Consider the following 18,384-nt stretch of genomic DNA (forward strand, 5'->3'; position numbering starts at 1 on the left):
TCACTATGCTCCGGCGCGCTTTGGTTGTGACAAACTGAGCCCATAAGCTATTGGCGGACATTGCATTTCAGGGGGCAGTGAATCCGCTTGGGTCGGGGTCCAATCTGATTAGCGAAAAGGGGGGATGTTTTATGGCAAACGGACTGCATGCATGGCGTCGCCGTGACTTGGCGGTATTGATTCCTTTGGCGCTCAGTTTGAGTGCGTGTGGCGGTGGCGGCAGTAACAGCAATGTCCAGTCGCCGTCGCCGTCGTCGAGCGGCGTTACCGTGACGCCTCAGCAGTCAACCGCGCAGATTGACGAGACGAATGCCGTTGCAGCGCATAAGGCAGGGTTTACCGGTACCGGCGTCATCATTGGCATCGTCGACAGCGGCATCATGCCCAACAATCCAGCCATTGCCGGACGTGTGCTGCAAGAATTCATTGACGTCGATCCGTCGAGCAACAACACCAGCATTCCCGACGTGGTCGGTCACGGTACGTGGGTATCGCAAATTGCGGCCGGTGTGCCTTACCAGAAGTTTGCTGGCGGTATCGCACCCGGAGCAGACCTGGTTTCTGCACGCATCATCGACGACAACGCACCGGACGATAATGGTTCGACTGCGCCAACTCAGGTGACGCCTTCCGATGCCACGCCTTTAGGCCAGGTCAATCAGCAATTGATCAGCGCTGGCGTACAGATCATGAACAATTCATGGGGCGGCATCTCATGGAGCAGTACTGATACGGCCACTACCGCGGCCTTCGACGCGGCCTATGCGCCGTTTGTCGAGCAGCACAATGGCTTGGTGGTGTTTGCAGCAGGCAACGACTCGCAAGCCAATCCGAGCACGATCGCTGCGCTGCCATCCATCACGACGGATACTGCACTTCAGCAGGGCTGGCTTGTAGCCGTCGCGCTCAACAGCAACAGTCCCACTCAGCTAGATAGCTATTCGAACATGTGCGGCATTGCCATGAAGTATTGCCTTGCTGCGCCGGGCGACGTTGTCGTGCTCGATAAGGACACCCTTGCCAGTACCACCAATCCTACTTACTACCTGGTGGAAGGCACATCATTTGCTGCCCCGCAGATATCGGGTGCGGCAGCGCTCGTATGGCAGGCGTATCCGTATTTCCCCAATTATTTAGTAGCCGAAACATTGCTCGGTACGGCGACGCCGCTGGGCGGCTCGCAACCGAATCCGACATTCGGCTACGGTGCACTCAATGTGGGTGCAGCGGTCAACGGCCCGGAGCAATTCAACTGGCAGAATGTGGAAGTAGGATTTACCGGCACATCGAGCTGGAACAATCCCATCTCCGGTCCATATGGTTTGACGTTCGACGGTACTGGCACGCTCAACCTCACGCAGCCGTCGACCTACGCAGGATTGACTACCGTAAACGGCGGCACTCTCAATGCAGTGACATTGGGTACGGGCGGTGCAGTGATTAACGGTAGCGGCGTTCTCGCTGTGCAGGGCAATTCCACGACGTCTGCTTCGATTGGTGGAAGTGTCAACAACAACGGCGGGACGATGGTCGTTGGCAATACCAATCTGGCCCTCAATGGCAATTACAAGCAGGAGGGTGGCGCGTTCAACGTGTCGCTTGGCTCCGTGTTGCAAATAACGGGCAGCGCCACACTGACAGCTGGTTCAGGGGGTAGCAACCCCAAGGTTTATGTCTACAGCACCGATGCGGGTTACACCTATACAAAGGGCTCGACGACGATTACGCCCATCCTGACGGCTTCCCAAGGGTTAACCGGAACGTTTTCAGGCGGATGGTCTGGCGCCGCTCCGCTGGCTCTCCAGGCATCGCTGTCTTACGACCCCAACGATGTCTACTTGAATGTCACGAGCGTCAATCTGATGCAGCTTCAAGGCATGTCGTATTCGGCGCAGACATTCGCCGCCGCGGCACGCGTGCAGAACGCTTTCAATGCGATCAATGACACGGCGACTTCTTCGGCACAGGCGCTACCCAGCAGCTTCGTGAACAGTGCCGGCGCGATTCAGCACATCTCCAGCACTACGGAAATGCAGCAATCGCTGGATAGTTTGTCCGGCCAAATGTACGCCGCCAGCGCAGCGATGACATTCGAAGCGATCGATGCTGACACGCGTGCCTTGTCCGATCGCTTCGATGCGTTGTTAGACGCGCCGCAGCAGTTCAACATGAACAAGTTTCAAGCCTGGTCCCAGAACATCGGCTATCAGGGCAACATGTCGCGTGCCGGCTTCGACAGCATGGGCGTTGACCTCAACGGCATGATGGTCGGTGGTGATCGCGGCTTCGGCAACGGTGGGGTGATGGGCTACGCGCTCAGCCAGAGCCAAGGTCTGGGTAGCGTCGCGCAAGAAGCGGATCAAGGCTTCAGCCATTCGATGGAAGGCATGCTCTACGGCGGCTTCATCCAGAACAACTGGTACGTCATGGGCCGCGTCGGTGCAGGTACCGATTGGCAGGATACGCGCCGTGAACTGCAACTGGGCGGTCAATTCGCCGGTGTGTCCAGTTTCAGCAATGGCCGTTACGACGTGGCATACAGCGAAAGCGGCTATCGATTCAATGCAGGCAACTGGAAATTCACGCCGTACGTCAACGCCGAGTATGCGTACATCGAACGCGATGGCTTCAACGAGCTTGGCGGCGATGGTTTCGGACTCTCGTCCAACCAGCAAAACATCGAGCGCTGGCAGGCGGGCGTCGGTATGCGCAGTTCGCGTCAGTGGAACATGTCCAACGGCAGCACTTTGACGCTGCAGACTCGCTTGCTTTGGGAAGATGCACTATCCATGCGCGGCGTGTTGCCGAATGCCAGCTTCGAAGCGTTGCAGCAATGGTCACCGGTGGAAGGCATTGGCGTTTCGCGCTACGGCGGCATCGCCGGACTTTCGCTCGACTGGCGCTTCTCCAAGCGCTCCAACCTCTCGCTTGGCGTGGACGAATACGACGCACAACACGAACATTCGACGATGAGTACGTTGAACTACAGCCTGCATTTCTAATCATCGATGCAGGAACGAAAAAGCCCGCCATTGGCGGGCTTTTTCGTTCGCGAAGAAACCGGATATCAGGCCTTGCCATGGAACAATTCGCGGCCGATCAGCATGCGGCGAATTTCATTCGTACCCGCACCGATTTCATACAGCTTGGCATCACGCAGCAAACGCCCAGCGGGAAATTCGTTGATATACCCGTTGCCGCCCAATGTCTGGATCGCTTCGAGCGCCACCTTCACCGCGCTTTCCGACGCATTGAGCAGACAGGCCGCTGGATCGATACGCGATTTCACACCCGCGTCGAAACCGCGCGCCACCATGTAGGCAAAACCGCGTGAACTTTGCAGCGCGGTATACATATCGGCAATCTTCGCCTGCATCACGCCGAACGTACCGATCGGTGCGTTGAACTGCTTTCGCTCGCGCACGTAGGGAAGTGCCAGATCCAGCGCTGCCTGCATCAGGCCGATCGGGCCGCCGGAAAGCACAAGGCGTTCCGTATCCAGGCCACTCATCAGAACGCGCACGCCTTCGTTCACTTCACCCACGATGTTTTCCGCGGGAATTTCGCAATCCTCGAAAACCAGTTCGCAGGTGTTGGAGCCGCGCATGCCCAGCTTGTCGAGCTTCTGCGCAGTGCTGAAGCCCTTCATGCCCTTTTCGACGATGAATGCCGTCATGCAGCGGCTGCCTGCAACACGCGGTGCCGTGCGCATGTAGACCAGCAGTACATCCGCATCGGGACCATTGGTGATCCACATCTTCGAGCCGTTGGCGACCCAGACGTCGCCGCGCTGTTCGGCCTTGCATGTCATCGAGCCCACGACGTCGGAGCCAGCGCCCGGCTCGCTCATGGCGAGCGCGCCGACATGTTCGCCCGTGCACAGCTTGGGAATGTATTTGCGGCGTTGCGCTTCGTTGCCGTTGTGGAAAATATTCTGCACGCACAGATTGGAGTGCGCGCCATAGGAAAGACCCACCGAGCCGGACGCGCGCGAGATCTCTTCCATCGCCACCATGTGCGCGAGGAAGCCCATGCCGCTACCGCCGTATTCTTCCGGGATGGTGATGCCCAGCAGGCCCATGTCGCCCATCTTGCGCCACAGGTCGTGCGGAAATTGATTCTCGCGATCGATGTGATCGGCCCGCGGCGCGATCTCCTTTTCCGCGAATCCGTGCACGCTCTCGCGCAGCAGATCGATCTCTTCACCGAGTGGAAACGGGCGCATTGCAAACTCCTGGGGACGGGATTTAAGCCCCTCGATTGTAGCGCAGGCCCGCTTTCAGACCCTGACGCGTCGCGGCATGGGCGCTGCGGCGGGGTTAACCCGCCGCCTTAACCCATTCTGGGAAGGGGTGGGCATGCATTACTGCACTTTGGCCACATCGCCCTTCATGATCACGCCGGACATCAGAAAGCCCACATGGCATTCGTAATTCTGGCTGTCACGGTATTCATTGCCGTAGTTGCTGACGATGTTCACGACGGCATTGGCGCCGGCTCTTTTCGCTTCATCCTGCAAGCTGATCAATGCCGATTGCAGCGCCCAATCGCATGTCGGTTGGTCTTTCTTGCCGAAGGCATTCGTCTTGCGATTGATCTCGACATCGCGCAAGACAACCGTGACCTGACCGTTCGGCTGATTGCCCGCGAGGTAGAACTTCACCGTGCCGTCGAGCTTGCCGCTTTGCGTGGCCGCGGCGATGGCATTGGCAAACGGATAGTGCTCGATCTTATCGCCGGCCAGCGTAAGACCGGGTGCGATGACAGACAACAGCAACATCAGGCTCAAGGTTTTCGCTTTCATGCAGATCGATCTCCTCAGATGTGTTTGGTCATACGCACTCAACACAAGCCACCATTCACCGCCAGCACCTGGCGTGTGATGTAGCCCGCTTCCGGGCTCAGCAGAAATTGCACGGCGGCAGCGACCTCGTCGGCGGTGCCTGCGCGCTGCATCGGAATCACTTTCAGGATTTCTTCCAGCGGCACGTCGTCGCTGATCATGTCGGTATCGATCAGTCCGGGCGCGACGCAATTGACGGTGATCTTGCGCTTGGCTAATTCGACCGCGAGTGCTTTCGCGGCACCCATCACGCCGGCCTTGGATGCACTGTAATTCACCTGGCCGCGATTGCCGATCAAGCCGGAAACAGACGTGATGCATACGATGCGTCCCGCGCTTCGTCGGCGAATCATCGGCATGACCAGCGGATGCAGCACGTTGTAGAAACCATCGAGATTGGTGCGCAGCACCTGATCCCAATCCTCGTCGCTCAACGCAGGAAACGCACCGTCGCGTGTAAGACCTGCATTGCAGACCACACCGTAATAGGCGCCATGGGCTTCAACGTCGGCTTCCAATGCGGCGACGCATGCGGTGCGATTGGAGATATCGAATTGCAGGATGCGCGCGTGCCGTCCCAGCTGTTCAATCGACGCACGCACCTGTTCGGCCTCATCGCGACGACTGCGGCAATGCAGAACCAGATCGTAGCCTGCCTGCGCAAGCCGCAAGGCGATCGCCCGGCCAATGCCGCGGCTGGAACCCGTGACGAGAACCGTCTCAGACATGCGTTGCCTCTCCAGCAATCTGTTCGAAAAATGCGTCGGCATTGCGTGGCCGGTAAACCGTCAGGCGCGCTTCGGCGTGAATACCGGGTGCATCGATGTGGCAGGTGAAAACGCCCATGCCATGTTCGTCATGGAAGGAGCGTTCGGCCTCTACCAGCAACCGGGTACCCAACGGAAACGCTTCCACATTGCATACATACTGGCGCGTACCAAGCAGAAAGCCCAGCTGCACCGGTTCGTGCACTTCGCGTGCGTGACAGCCTGCCCATGCGGCGATGCTCTGCGCCATCAACTCGACGCCCACCCACGCGGGCAGGCTGCCATCGGCATCGACAAACAAACCATCCGATTGCACGGTCTTTACGCAAACAATGCGCTCGCCTTCAACGTGCTCGATGCTGTCGAGGAGAATCATTTCGCCAGCATGGGGCACCAGGTCGGCGAGGGGCCATGTGCTCATGCCGGATCTCCGAAGATCAGACACGCATTGTTGCCGCCAAACGCGAACGAGTTGCTCATCAGGAACCGGCGACCCTCGGCAGGCAAATGGCTGCCGACGTGCGTGAAATTCAGCCGCGGGAGTGCGGGGTCGGCATCGCCGTCCCACACATGCGGTGGCAGGCGGCGTTCGGCATGGTTGTCCATCAAGCTCAACCAGCAGAAGGCGGCTTCGAGCGCGCCGGCTGCGGCGAGCGTATGGCCGGTCAGCGATTTCGTGGAAGAGCAGGGCACGCTTTGCGCAAACGTCGAAGCGACGGCGAGGCTTTCCATGCTGTCGTTATGCTCGGTGGCGGTGCCGTGCAGGTTGATGTAATCGATCTGCGCTGCGTCGAGTTCCGCATTGCGCAACGCAGCCAGCATCGCCTTTTGCGCACCCGTTCCTTCCGGGTCCGGTGACGACATGTGGTAGGCATCCGAACTGGCGCCGCCACCCAGCAGTTGCACCGCGGATTTCTCGTGCGTCATCAAAAAGACCACGGCGGCTTCACCGATATTGATGCCGCGTCGATTCACGGAGAAAGGATCGCAACGCTGCAAATCGACCGCTTCCAGCGCATGAAAACCGTTGATGGCCAAACGGCACAGCGTGTCCACGCCACCGCATACGACCGCATCGCAAAGGCCAAGACGCAGCAGGCGCTGCGCACTCAGCAATGCACGCGCGCCCGATGTGCATGCCGTGGAAATGCTGTAGCACGGACCGGCGAGTTCCAGCCATTCGGCCAGAAATTCAGCGGGTGCACCGAGTTCCTGATGGGCGTAGCGATAATCGGCAGGCCACTGGCCATTGCGTCGATAGGCACCGATGCCGTGCGTCGCTTCCTCGATACCGGTCGTGCTTGTGCCGAGTACGACGCCGATACGGCCGTGGCCATAACGCGAGATAGCTGCGCGTATATCCGATTCGATTTCCTTCGCGGCTGCTAGCAGCAGCTGGTTGTTTCGGTTGTTGCGGCGGTTGGCGAGTTTCGCGGGGATTGATGGCAACGGTGCCTGCACGCTTCCCATTGGAGGAGCGTGGCCGGGAATCCATCCAGCCTCAGGTCGAATGCATGAGTCATCACCCGCGAACAACGCTTCGGATACCGCGGACTTTCCCGCGCCGAGATTGCAGACCACACCGAGGGCGTTGAGGTAGGTATTCATGTGAAGAGCATTGCTGCGAAAGTTCGCGCGAAAGAGCGTTGAGCTTGCGCGATAGGGAAGTTCTCCTCACCGTCATTCCGGCGCAGGCCGGAATCCAGTGTCCCCAGTGTCGAACCAGACGATCGCCAGTGCGCGCGCCTACCGCCTAGGCGAGCAACGTGGCGATACAACACCAATGAGGCAATACAGTCACTGGATTCCGGCCTGCGCCGGAATGACGATGAGGTGAGCGTGCGGCTACGCGGATAGAGAAGTGTCATGGCTGCGGCTTCCTCACCGCTGCATTCACCAGCGTCTCTGCACGCTGCCCAGGCGGAGGCGGTGCGCGCAAACCCCAGCGCTCCATCAAACCGAAATCTTTGGAACGGCTCCACCACAGGTAAGGGAACGACACGTTCTCAGGGCCAAACTGAAAGCCCTGCCGACGCAACATCTCCAGATATTCCTCCGCCGTCTTCTGCACGTCCATCGGATGCCGGAAGAACCAGCGAATCACCCATGTGTCGATATAAGCCTTGGTGGATTCGGCAAAAAGCAGCAAACCGCCAGGCTTGAGCACGCGCCAGAATTCAGCCAGCGCACGCTCCTGTTCCACCAGATGATGAAATGTCTGGTGACAGAACACGATATCCACGCTCGCATCCGGCAGCGGAATCTGCGCGCAATCGGCGGTGAACAGTTCGGCGTTGATGCCTTCACGCGCCGCCTCAGCGCGCGAAAGGTCGATGCTGTGAGGATCGGCATCCAGCCCCAACAGACGCACCGGCTGAAACGCATCCCGCAAAAAGCGGAACGATTTGCCCTGACCACAGCCAACATCCAGCAAGCTCCCGCCTTGCGGCAGCGGTTCGCCAATCAAACGCTTCAGGTCGTTGATTGCCACGCGCAGCACATGATGCTGCCACGTATGACTGCGCAGGAAATGAAACCCGATACGGGTTTCCTCGACATAGGTTGGGCTTGCGTAATTCATGTCGCGACCGAAGAAGATTTGTGCGAAACATCGCGCAGTCGGCGTTCGACTGCATCCGTAAATACCGTTGGCGATACCAGCTGCATCTCACCGGTGTCGAGCTTCACCGCAACCTGCGAGGTGCTTGCACGTGTCAAGCGTTGGCCGGTGGCGGCATCCTGAATCAGGTAGTGGATCAACAGACGGTTCTGCCATTCGATGAGATCGGCGCGGGCCGTCAGGCGTTGCCCGAAGCGCGCAGCCTGCACGTAGCGCAATTGCAGATCGATCACCGGCCAGGCATAGCCGGACTCTTTCATCTGCGTATAGTTATGGCCGATGTCGTCGAGCAGCGCGCAGCGGGCGACTTCCAGATACTTCACGTAATGGCCGTGCCATACCACGTCCATCGAATCGACGTCGTAGAACGGCACCAGAATATCGACCGTGGTATGCAGTACACCGCTACGACGCATCGTTGGCTCCCGGTTCGGCTGATTGCCAATACGCATAGAAATTGAACCACTGGCGAGGTGCCATCAGGCACTGCTGCGCCAGATGATCGGCATAACGCTGTATCCATGCCTGGATCGTGGCATCCCGCTTGCCGCGCTCCCACTGCGCTTTATCAAGAAACGGATCGAGAATGATGCGGTAACGGCCATCCACTTTCAGGCAGCACAGCAGATTCACCGGGCAGCGAAGCAGTCCTGCCATCAGCCATGGTCCCTGAGGGAAGGCGGCGGCATGCCCAAGAAAATCCACCACAACGCGACGACCATCATGCAGCGGTACGCGGTCTCCCGCGATCGCCAGCCATTCGCCGCGTTCGATCCGCTGCGACAAATCCATCATCATCGCGGTATCCAGTTCGCTCACCTGGATCAAACGCATGCTTTTATCGCCCGCTTCGCCTAGCAGGCGATTGAACTGCGCGACATGCCGGTTATGTACCAGCACATTGAGCGGCACCTGTTCGCCCAGCTCTGCCATCGCGCGGCATACATCCGGATTACCCAGATGCGTGACCACCAGAATCTCCCCACGCCCGCCGAGGTGACTACGTATCAACCGACTACGCACACCCGACGGATCCACCAGCTGCACCTGTTCGAAACGCAGATAACCGCGCCATACGTCCAGGCGATCGAGCAGATTGTCGGCAAACGCGATGAATTGGCGATACACGCTGCCGAGCGACGGATTCAGCGACGAGCGCCCGCTCCATTCGGCCAGATACGACTGGTATTGCCGGATATTCCGGCGCGCCGTACGCGCCGATACAAAGAAGTACAGCACGATCAGGTAAAGCACTGGCGTGAGAATGCGACGCCCCAGCACGCGCACGCCGAATGCCGTCAGCCGCATCAGAAAGAGACTGCCGCGCTCCTTGTGCGTAGACCAATGACGTTCGTGCACAACCTGCTCGTTCATGTATCGGCGCTCCATGCCAAACGACCTGAGGAATAAGCCTTATCGCCGTCGCGATAAGCGAAATGCAATTTGTGACGCGCGGCATCGTGACGAAGCGTGAGATCGGCGCGGTCGCCGGGACGCATCAGCTGCTGGAACTTCAGCGCTTCCATGGCGTTGCAACGTAACGGTGTGCCAAGCCGCGTGGAAGCGAGCGACAACGCCCAGGCAACCTGTACGGCGCCCGGTAAAACCGGCGCTTGCGGAAAGTGGCCCGGAAAATAGACGAGATCGAGCGGCACGCGCAGCGACAATGTCCACACGCCGTCGTCCTCGTGCTCTTCCGTTAGCTCGACATCCCGCGGAAGAGGGGACTGCAACAACGCGTCCATCTGCGCTGCGGTAACCAGCCTTGGCATATCGTCGAACAATCGGAATGTCAGCGGTTCGCCCTGATATCCCGCAGTCTGCAGATGTTCCTGCAAAGTATTCACCACACCTTGGCGTCCATGACGGCAAAGCGCATCGACACCGCCGCGGTTGAATGCGACCAGTGCGCCGGGCGTGGACGCGCTGGCATAACCGCACTGCGCATCGTCCACCCAGGCGTGGGTGCGCAAATGTCTGGCGATGTGCGCCAAATCCACCATCACGCCATGGCCCTCAAGCGCTTGCGCAACAGCCATTCGCCGGCAAACAGCGTGCCCATGATGAAATACACCAGCAGGCCGTTGTAAAGCGTCCACCATGACAGCGGTGCCCACAGCGTCAGCGCCGCCGACACCACACCATTGAAGACGAAAAAGGCCACCCACACCCACGTGACTTTGCGTGTGTAGGGAATGGCCGCATCCGGAAGATCGGGCTCGCGCACGCGTGCGATGCGCTCGATCAACGGCGGTCCGTAAACAAGGCTGAGGCCGAAGGCACACAGTAAAAGTGCGCTGATCAATGTGGGATACCAGCGTTCCAGCGCATCGTTGCCGCTGAAGGCAAGCAACGCGCAATACGTCAGCGCTGCGCCCAGCATAAGTTTTCCGCCAGGTTGCTTCAGCAGCGCTGGCGCGCGAATCAGCCAGATCGCACCCAGCACCAACGCGAACATCGGCGGCGGCACGCGATCCATGCCGAAATACACCACGAAGGGGTAGAGCACCCCCACCAGCGGCAACAGGATGGACGTCAGCTTTTGCATGCGTCCTGCTGTGCCTGCACGAAGGCGGCGAGACTGGCGACGGTGGTGAAGTGCTGGCGCGCATCCTTCGAATCGGACGCGATGCGAATGTCGTAGCGTTTCTGCAACGCCAGCGCCAGTTCCAATGCATCCACCGAATCGAGGCCGAGGCCTTCGCCGAACAGTGGCTGATCCGGTGGAATGTCGTCGACAGCGACGTCCTCCAGATTGAGGGTGTCGATAATCAGTTGAGCGATTTCCTGCTGCAAGGCATTCACGATGACGAAAGCTCCTTGAGGAAAAGACGGTGAAGGTGTTCGTTGAGTCGGCGCGATGCAATCGGCAACGATGCATCGGACGTAAAGGATTCCGGCGCAATGTCCTGGCCCACGCGCAGTGTCACCTGTACGCGCCTTTCCGGAATGCGATACCACGGCTCGGCTTTCGTCAGCGTGGTGGGCTTGACCGTGATGAAGACGGGTGTGATGGTGCGCGCGCCGCGCAAGGCGATGGCGGCGGCTCCGCGATGAAATACGGGTGGTTTGTTGGGTTTGGTGCGCGTGCCTTCCGGAAAAACAATCAATGTTTCGCCGGCACGCAACGCGTCGGCCGCGCGTTCCAGCATATCGGGGCTGCCGTTGTTGCTGATGTAGTGCGCACGAATGACCGGGCCGCGTGTGAACGGATTGCGCCACATGCTTTCCTTCACCACGCAATTGGTGTTGCGGATGTGCGCGATGAGAAACACCACGTCGATCAGCGACGGATGATTGGCGATGATCATCTGACCGGGTTGGCCTAGGCGTTCGGCGCCGACGAAGTCGTACTTCAACACGCCGCTGCGATACATAAACTGCACGTGCAGCCAGAACGCCTTGCTGATGGCATGACGCGCGCGCCGCCGGCGCGTTGCGGTATCGCCGGGCAGCAAACCCAGCAGTGGCAGCACGATCACACGCAAGATGAGGCCGCCCAATCCGAACAGCACAAAGCTCGCACCGGTGGCGAAGAGCCGCCAGACGTAGTTGCCGGCGCTTGAGCGCCTTACCGGACTCGCTGCCAGGTCCATCGACGCGTCTTCCATGTATGAATCAATGTGTTGCTTTGGCCATGCAGGGCGCGCACAAGATCCAGCGCGTGCGGCCATTCGCTTGCCGCAGAACCTTCCCCGGCGGGCTCCAGGCGCAGTTCCCAGTGTTGCCCAGTCTGCGTGTTGTCGCCCTCCTGGATTTTCCCCACTTTAATAGCCAGAGCATACGAAAACGGCACATCGTCGATCCAGCTGTCGTAGGCGGCCGGAGGACGTTCTTCGGCGATCACGACCAGCGCGGCGGCCGCGCCGTCTTCGAGCAGCGTGGCTACTTCCACCATGGCATGCTCGAACGTATCAGCCTCGCCTGCGATGGCGACAGATTCCCCGTGTTGCCCGCGCAGAATCGACCATTGGCCAGCGATGGCGTTGTGCACCGAAAGGCCGAACTGTGTGGGGGAGAGCGGCTGTTCATCGGCCACTTCGCTGAGCAGCGCGAACGTGCGTGGCGTTTCGCCATGGCGTGAAGCGAACACGAACGGCAACTGTTCGTTCTCGCCGCAAAGCGGCCATGCGACGTGCATGGTCATGCGCGCGAGGCGGCTGAGACGGCGGCGCTGCATGGCCGGAAGAAAATCGCAGGCCGGTTGCTCGTTGTTGTCGGGCAGATGAGTAGGTTGATGTGCCCACGCTTCCCACACTTCGTGAGTGTCGAGGGTGGGAGCCCAAGCTTGGTACTGGTCAATGCGAAAGCGCATCAACTTACCTCTCGCCTCAACGTCGCCCCACCGTCATTCCGGCGCAGGCCGGAATCCAGTGTCGCGGCGCTCCGCCAAGTACGCAACGCGCTTTTATGTCGTGTGCTTCGCACGTCATTTTCGACTGGATTCCGGCCTGCGCCGGAATGACGGTAAGGCATGTGGAGGGCGACCGGGCACATCAACGCAGCGCCTTGAAAATCAGCGATGTATTTATACCCCCAAACGCGAAGTTGTTATTCATCACATACTCCGCCTCCATCGCGCGACCCGAGCCGATGATGTAATCCAGCTCAGCACAAGCCGGATCCGGCTCGCTGAGATTGATCGTCGGCGCAAACCAGCCATTGCGCATCATCTCCACCGCCCACCACGATTCCAGCGCGCCGCACGCGCCCAGCGTGTGGCCGACATAACTTTTCATCGAGCTGATAGGAACGCGTGCACCAAGCACATTGGCAGTAGCATGGCTTTCCGCAATATCGCCGCGATCGGTAGCCGTGCCATGTGCACTGACGTAACCGATCGCTTCCGCCGAAAGCTGCGCATCCTGCAACGCTATCTGCATCGCAGTCGCCATTGTTTCGCTGGTCGGCTGCGTGATGTGATTGCCATCGGAGTTGCAGCCGAAGCCGATCACCTCGGCGTAGATGCGCGCACCGCGAGCTAGCGCATGTTCGTATTCTTCCAACACCAGAGTCGCAGCGCCTTCACCGACGACCAGGCCATCGCGTGTGCGATCGAACGGACGCGGCGTCAGACTTGCCTCATCGTTGCGGGTGCTGGTGGCAAACAACGTATCGAACACGGCGACACCGGGTCCGGAAAGTTCCTCTGCGCCGCCGCACAACATCAGCTTCTGCTTGCCCGCCTGGATCGTTTCGTAGCCGTAACCGATCGCCTGACTCCCCGACGTGCACGCACTGGACGTCGGCAGAATGCGGCCTTTCAACCCGAAGAATACGCCGACATTCACCGCCGTCGTATGCGCCATCATCTGCACGTAGCTCGTTGCCGTCACGCCTTGCATCGAGCCGGTTTCCAGCATGCGGCCCATCACGCGTACAGGCTCGATGCTGCCGCCGGACGATCCATAGGCCACACCCATGCGTCCGTCACTGATATTCGGGTCGCCATGCAGCCCCGCATCGCGCAATGCGCGTTCGCTCGCCGCAACAGCCAGCTGCGCAACGCGGCCCATCGAGCGCAGATGTTTGCGCGGCCAATCGGGCAATTTGAAATCGTCGACAGGACAACCGAGCCGGCTATTCAGCGAATCGAAGAAATCCCACTCCGGCATCTTGCGCACGGCATTGCGGCCTTCGCGCAAGCGCGATTCGATCTGCGACCAATCATGTCCCAGCGGCGTAATGCCACCCATGCCGGTGATAACGACACGCTTCATCGGCAATAGCTCCATGCCACGTACATCATGTTCATGAGAATGTTTTCCGTTGCGTCACGCTGGCCGGAACCAGCAGCGCAGTAAAGCCAATACCCAAAAGCAAAGTAAGACCGAAGCCGCGCAGCGCCGGCATGGAGCTCAAGGCCAGCAGCCCGAACGACAGCAACGCGGTGATGGCCGAAAGCAGCACGCTTGCATACATCGCGCCCGGGCGGTGCGCGACATGCGGCTCGCCTTCGCGCAGAAAAACGGCGTAGTTGGCGCCTACGCCCAGCACCAGCATCAATGCCATCCAATGGAAAAGCGTGAGCGGTTGATGCAGATAGCCGAGCACGGCTAGCGTCAGCGCGATGCCGAATACGGGCGGCGCCAGCACGCGCGGTACATCGCTTAATCCATAGCGCCACGCGAATACGGGCACGATCAGCACGATCGCAGCCAACAACCACACGCTGGCGTAGCGGCGGTAGCGGCCGAACAGGTCGGAAATGCTCGCAGGCTTGTCGACGAGCGTGACACCGGGAAGGTTCGCGGCGGCACTCTGCAGCGCCGTGCTGGGAACATCGCCTTGTGGAAGAACGAGTGATGCAGCGCCACCGTGTCCGTCTTCACCCATCCATAGATATCGGAATGGTGTGGCAAGCGGTGTCTTCAGCCATGCATGCAATTCAAGCGTTGTGCCGGGCCAAGCCTGCAACCACGATGTGATATCGGCATCGCGAAAACCTGCACCGCTCAACCATTGACGCATGCGATCCGGCTGCGAAAACAGAGGCTCCAGCAGCGCCTGATTCGCGCGCTGACGTTGTTGCGAAGGCACCATGCCGGCCAATCCGAGCCAGCCCTGCATATGCCCGCTGTCCACCAGCGGTTGCAGGCGTTGTTCCAGTGCCTCTTCGCGTTGCAACACCTGTTCTTCATCGGCACCTTGCACGAGGTAAAACTGCGTGCCGTTGCCGAGGCCGGTGATGTCGCGTATCTGCGCTTCCTGCGATGCCAGCGACGCAGGCGGTGCGACGAGCAAGTGCACATCATCGTCGTGACGCAGCTGCCACCAGCCGGGAATGGCGAGCAACAGCAGAAGGATGGCGATCACCGCGCCGCGGTAACCATGCGCAAAGCGGGAGACTGTGCTTTGCAGTGCGAGCGCGATGCGAACCGAAGGCGAGGACAGTGGCTTGGCGGGTCGTTGCACCAATGCGGGTAGTAACCAGAACACGCTCACGCATGCGACGGTCATACCGGTCATTGCAAAACACGCCATTTGTCGCAGCGCCGAGAACGGCACCAGGCCCAGCAACGCGTAACCAAGTAGCGACGTACCCAGCGCGAGCAGCAGGGCAGGGCGGACCTGACGCAAACCCTTGCGTGGTTCCCATGCGTCGCCTGCATTGGCGCGCGCACTCAGATATTGGATGGAATAATCCACCGCTTCACCCAGCAACGCAGCACCGAACACCAACGTCAGCAAATAAATTTGCCCGAAGACCAGCACGCTCATCGTGGTGGCAGCGACAATGCCGATGGCCGTGGAAAGAAATGCGAGCAGAAGTGGCCCTGGTGACCGGAATACGGCCAGCAACAGCAAAGCGATGCCGATCGTCGAGACGAGGCCGACCATGTGCACATCATGTTCCGCACCGGCACGTGCCGCGGCGGCATAAAACAACGCACCCGTGCGCAATACATTCGTGCCGGGCTGGTCGTGTTCAACATCGCGTTCCACCTGGTTCAGCGCGCTGAGTGCGCGTTTCTGGATCGCATCGTCATACGACGAACCGTTGAGCGTTGCAGTCACCAGCACATACGTCGCGTTGTCGCGATGCACTGTCAGCAGATTGTCTTCCGGCACCAGCGGCGAGCGGCTCCACGGTTGTTGATCCAGCCAATGTTGCAGCCAGCCGAATGGATCGTCTTGCAGGCGCGTGCCGACGCCCGTGCTGAAAGGTTCGTTGACACGTTGCGCAAGTGCCTGCGCCGGGTTGTAACCAGGCTGTGCGAGCGCGGTGCGATCCGCATCGGCCAACAACGTGAAACGATGTGCGAGATATGGCGCGATCATTTGCTGCAGATCGAAAGGCGGCAGTTCCGCCGTGACCGAGGCAAACACATTGTTCTTCGATAACGCACGGCCAAGTTCACGCGCCGCCGCTTTGGCGCGATCGTCGTCGGCGTTAGCCACCAGCAAAATCACGCGGTCGCCGTTGGCGTGCGCAAGACGCTGTGCAGCTACTTCGGCCATTGGGTTGCGCTCTGTTGCGGGCAACATGGCCAGCAGGTCGGTCTGGATGGGCGAACGGTCGCGGCCGAACAGCAGCCACGCGCCAAGCAGGGCGATCAGCAGCGTTGCCGCAACAAACCCACCCGCGCGCAGCCACAGACCTCGTTGATTCATGGCAGACCGAGCGCTTGCTTTTCCAGCGCGCTAAGCGGCCCCGCATCGCGTGCATCCGTCATGCGAATGTCGGTCTGCGTGCCGTCCTGCATCGAGATATGAATGCCTTGCAGAAACGTGCCGCCATCCAGCTCAATGCCCTTGAGCACCTGCGCCACACGCGCCTGCTTGGGCGTGAAGTGCAGGGTCCACTGTGCGGCGGTGCCATCGGCAGTGACATCGAACTGACGCATCACCGCATCGAGCTGGCCCGCAAGCATCGATTGCAACATCTGCGAAATCTGGCTGACGCCACGTTCATTGCGTACCGGTTGCGCATGGCCGGCCGCATCGATGCTCATCGTCTTGCTGCCTGTTAGCGCAAGAGTCTGCTGATAGGGCTGCTGTACTTGCCACAACATGCCATGGCCAGCGACGAACAGAAGTTGTCCGCTGCTGCTCTGTGGCTGCGTCAATGCGGGATTTTTTCGCTCTTGCGTAAAGCCTGCGCGCACTGCTGTGTGCTGGCTCAGTTGTGCGAGCACGCCATGCAGCAGATCCGTCGACGAACTTTGCGCATGCGCATTCAAACCAACGCAAAGAAGTAACAACACAGCAAAGTGCCGAAGACTTCTGCAAAGCCAAAACGCACCCCCTCCCCTGCGAGCAGGGGAGGGTTGGGGAGGGGTAACGCAAACTTGCGAAAAAGCGTGAAAAGCGCGTCCCCCACCCAACCTCCCCCTGCAAGCAGGGGGAGGGGAAACAGCCATTACGGTGACACGACTTACGCAGCCCATGCAGATCTCCTGCGCTTGCGCCACAACAGCATCGGCGCGCGCGGGAGCATGCCTAGCAAAAGGCGTGTATGCATCGCGGAAATACGCAGGTTGTCGTGCAGCATGCGGAAATGGGAAAGACCGTTTTCCGGGTAGATTACCCGCGTCGGCATGTTGCGAACTTGAACGCCACGCCACATCAGCCGTACCGCCACTTCCGTATCGAAATCCATACGTGCAGGCAACGGCGCACGATCGATCTCGGCGCACGTTTCTTCGATGGGATACAGGCGATACCCACACATCGAATCACGCAGCGTGAACGAGAGCGTTTCCATCCATACGCACACATGCGTCACGTAACGGCCGTAGAGGCGCGCACGCGGCACGCTTTCATCGAAAATCGGCTGTCCGCAAATCAGTGCACGCGGGTGATCGCGGCCTGCTGCAAGAAAGCGCGGTACATCATCCGCGTTGTGCTGACCGTCTGCATCGATTTGCAGCGCATGCGAGTAACCGGCATCGCGCGCTGCGATAAGCCCCGCCGTCAACGCACGACCCTTGCCGCCATTGCGGGGCAGACGTATGAGTTGCACCGCCGGTTCGCTTTGCGCAAGGGCCTGCAGCACCGCGCGCGTCGCGTCGTCGCTGCCGTCATCGACGATAACTACTGGCAGCCCATGCGCACGCAAGGCGTGCACGGTTTCGGTGATAGTGTCTTTGTGGTTGTAGATCGGAATGAGTGCGCAGGGATGAAAACTTTCCCCGATGGATGCTTGCGCCAAAGGCATGGAGGGCCGTCCGCTGCGCTTAGTGTGTCAGCAGCGAGCGAACAGTGGCGACCACATCGCCAACCGTCCGCACGTTCTTGAAGTCCTCGGGCTTGATACGCATGCCGGTCATGTCCTGCACTTGAATGGCAAGATCCACCGCGTCGATGCTGTCCAGTTCAAGATCGGTGAACAGGTGCGTATCCGGTTTGACCCGTGACGGGTCGATCTCGAAGGTCTCGCGCAACACATCCTTCAACCTGCTCAGGATGTCCTCGTCGCTGATACCCGTTTCCATGATTGCGCTCATACACGCCAGCCTACTCTTGCGATCCTGCGATCTCTACGCGCCCCGCCGACCACAGATTGCCGAACTTGGACAGGATGTCCAAGCACACGACAGCCGGATGACGCAGGCCGCGAAGACGCTCGATTTGTTCCCTAACCCGTTGACCGGGCCCCCTGAGCTTTGCCAACGCTGGCAACGCCTTACAACATTTTTTCTTGCGAATGA

Annotated in this window: 19 protein-coding genes; 1 reads left to right on the plus strand and 18 read right to left on the minus strand. The window is 59.7% G+C overall.

Annotated features, from left to right (window positions below):
* Window positions 1-131 precede the first annotated feature (131 nt).
* A complete protein-coding gene (locus EKH79_RS00205) occupies window positions 132-3,002 on the plus strand; it encodes a S8 family serine peptidase (protein ID WP_126671778.1) in 2,871 nt (956 codons plus the stop codon).
* A gap of 65 nt (window positions 3,003-3,067) precedes the next feature.
* Here EKH79_RS00205 and EKH79_RS00210 read toward each other — a convergent pair whose 3' ends face one another.
* The 18 genes from EKH79_RS00210 to EKH79_RS00295 form a co-directional block, all read right to left on the minus strand.
* On the minus strand, window positions 3,068-4,225 hold the full coding sequence (locus EKH79_RS00210; RefSeq protein ID WP_126671779.1) for an isovaleryl-CoA dehydrogenase: 1,158 nt from the start codon (window positions 4,223-4,225) through the stop codon (window positions 3,068-3,070).
* A gap of 138 nt (window positions 4,226-4,363) precedes the next feature.
* Window positions 4,364-4,804, minus strand: a complete 441-nt coding sequence (locus EKH79_RS00215; RefSeq protein ID WP_126671780.1) for an excinuclease — start codon at window positions 4,802-4,804, stop codon at window positions 4,364-4,366.
* Between the two features lie 38 nt (window positions 4,805-4,842).
* Window positions 4,843-5,571, minus strand: a complete 729-nt coding sequence (gene fabG, locus EKH79_RS00220) for a 3-oxoacyl-ACP reductase FabG (protein WP_126671781.1) — start codon at window positions 5,569-5,571, stop codon at window positions 4,843-4,845.
* Window positions 5,564-6,031, minus strand: a complete 468-nt coding sequence (locus EKH79_RS00225; protein WP_126671782.1) for a hotdog family protein — start codon at window positions 6,029-6,031, stop codon at window positions 5,564-5,566. Before EKH79_RS00225 ends, fabG begins: the two co-directional genes overlap by 8 nt.
* A complete protein-coding gene (locus EKH79_RS00230; protein ID WP_126671783.1) occupies window positions 6,028-7,218 on the minus strand; it encodes a beta-ketoacyl-ACP synthase in 1,191 nt (396 codons plus the stop codon). The genes EKH79_RS00225 and EKH79_RS00230 overlap by 4 nt, the downstream gene beginning before the upstream one ends.
* A 256-nt stretch (window positions 7,219-7,474) precedes the next feature.
* The gene (locus EKH79_RS00235; protein WP_126671784.1) at window positions 7,475-8,191 is read right to left on the minus strand and encodes a class I SAM-dependent methyltransferase; all 717 of its coding nucleotides are present in this window, start codon (window positions 8,189-8,191) and stop codon (window positions 7,475-7,477) included.
* A complete protein-coding gene (locus EKH79_RS00240; RefSeq protein WP_126671785.1) occupies window positions 8,188-8,646 on the minus strand; it encodes an acyl-CoA thioesterase in 459 nt (152 codons plus the stop codon). The genes EKH79_RS00235 and EKH79_RS00240 overlap by 4 nt, the downstream gene beginning before the upstream one ends.
* Window positions 8,636-9,604, minus strand: coding sequence for a lysophospholipid acyltransferase family protein (locus EKH79_RS00245; RefSeq protein WP_126671786.1), 969 nt, complete (start codon window positions 9,602-9,604; stop codon window positions 8,636-8,638). The genes EKH79_RS00240 and EKH79_RS00245 overlap by 11 nt, the downstream gene beginning before the upstream one ends.
* Entirely contained in the window at window positions 9,601-10,269 is a 669-nt protein-coding gene (locus EKH79_RS18995; RefSeq protein WP_126671787.1) for an ApeI family dehydratase, read from the minus strand. The genes EKH79_RS00245 and EKH79_RS18995 overlap by 4 nt, the downstream gene beginning before the upstream one ends.
* On the minus strand, window positions 10,233-10,778 hold the full coding sequence (locus EKH79_RS00255) for a COG4648 family protein (protein WP_126671788.1): 546 nt from the start codon (window positions 10,776-10,778) through the stop codon (window positions 10,233-10,235). Before EKH79_RS00255 ends, EKH79_RS18995 begins: the two co-directional genes overlap by 37 nt.
* Window positions 10,766-11,035: a phosphopantetheine-binding protein gene (locus EKH79_RS00260; protein WP_126671789.1), complete on the minus strand. Its 270-nt coding sequence runs from the start codon at window positions 11,033-11,035 to the stop codon at window positions 10,766-10,768. The genes EKH79_RS00255 and EKH79_RS00260 overlap by 13 nt, the downstream gene beginning before the upstream one ends.
* Entirely contained in the window at window positions 11,032-11,841 is an 810-nt protein-coding gene (locus EKH79_RS00265; protein WP_233590095.1) for a lysophospholipid acyltransferase family protein, read from the minus strand. The genes EKH79_RS00260 and EKH79_RS00265 overlap by 4 nt, the downstream gene beginning before the upstream one ends.
* Window positions 11,802-12,545 carry a beta-ketoacyl synthase chain length factor gene (locus EKH79_RS00270; protein ID WP_126671790.1) on the minus strand — a complete coding sequence of 248 codons (744 nt, stop codon included), beginning with the start codon at window positions 12,543-12,545 and terminating at the stop codon, window positions 11,802-11,804. Before EKH79_RS00270 ends, EKH79_RS00265 begins: the two co-directional genes overlap by 40 nt.
* 181 nt (window positions 12,546-12,726) lie before the next feature.
* Complete coding sequence (locus EKH79_RS00275) at window positions 12,727-13,950, minus strand: beta-ketoacyl-ACP synthase (RefSeq protein ID WP_126671791.1); 1,224 nt, start codon at window positions 13,948-13,950, stop codon at window positions 12,727-12,729.
* A 31-nt stretch (window positions 13,951-13,981) separates the two neighbouring features.
* A complete protein-coding gene (locus EKH79_RS00280; RefSeq protein WP_126671792.1) occupies window positions 13,982-16,345 on the minus strand; it encodes an MMPL family transporter in 2,364 nt (787 codons plus the stop codon).
* Window positions 16,342-16,938: a LolA family protein gene (locus tag EKH79_RS00285; RefSeq protein WP_233590097.1), complete on the minus strand. Its 597-nt coding sequence runs from the start codon at window positions 16,936-16,938 to the stop codon at window positions 16,342-16,344. The genes EKH79_RS00280 and EKH79_RS00285 overlap by 4 nt, the downstream gene beginning before the upstream one ends.
* Before the next feature lie 170 nt (window positions 16,939-17,108).
* Window positions 17,109-17,891, minus strand: a complete 783-nt coding sequence (locus tag EKH79_RS00290) for a glycosyltransferase family 2 protein (RefSeq protein ID WP_126671793.1) — start codon at window positions 17,889-17,891, stop codon at window positions 17,109-17,111.
* Window positions 17,892-17,910: 19 nt separating this feature from the next.
* Window positions 17,911-18,168, minus strand: coding sequence for an acyl carrier protein (locus tag EKH79_RS00295; protein ID WP_233590099.1), 258 nt, complete (start codon window positions 18,166-18,168; stop codon window positions 17,911-17,913).
* Between the last annotated feature and the right edge of the window lie 216 nt (window positions 18,169-18,384).

This window comes from Dyella dinghuensis (genome assembly GCF_003977615.1).
In the GTDB taxonomy this organism is placed as follows: domain Bacteria; phylum Pseudomonadota; class Gammaproteobacteria; order Xanthomonadales; family Rhodanobacteraceae; genus Dyella_B; species Dyella_B dinghuensis.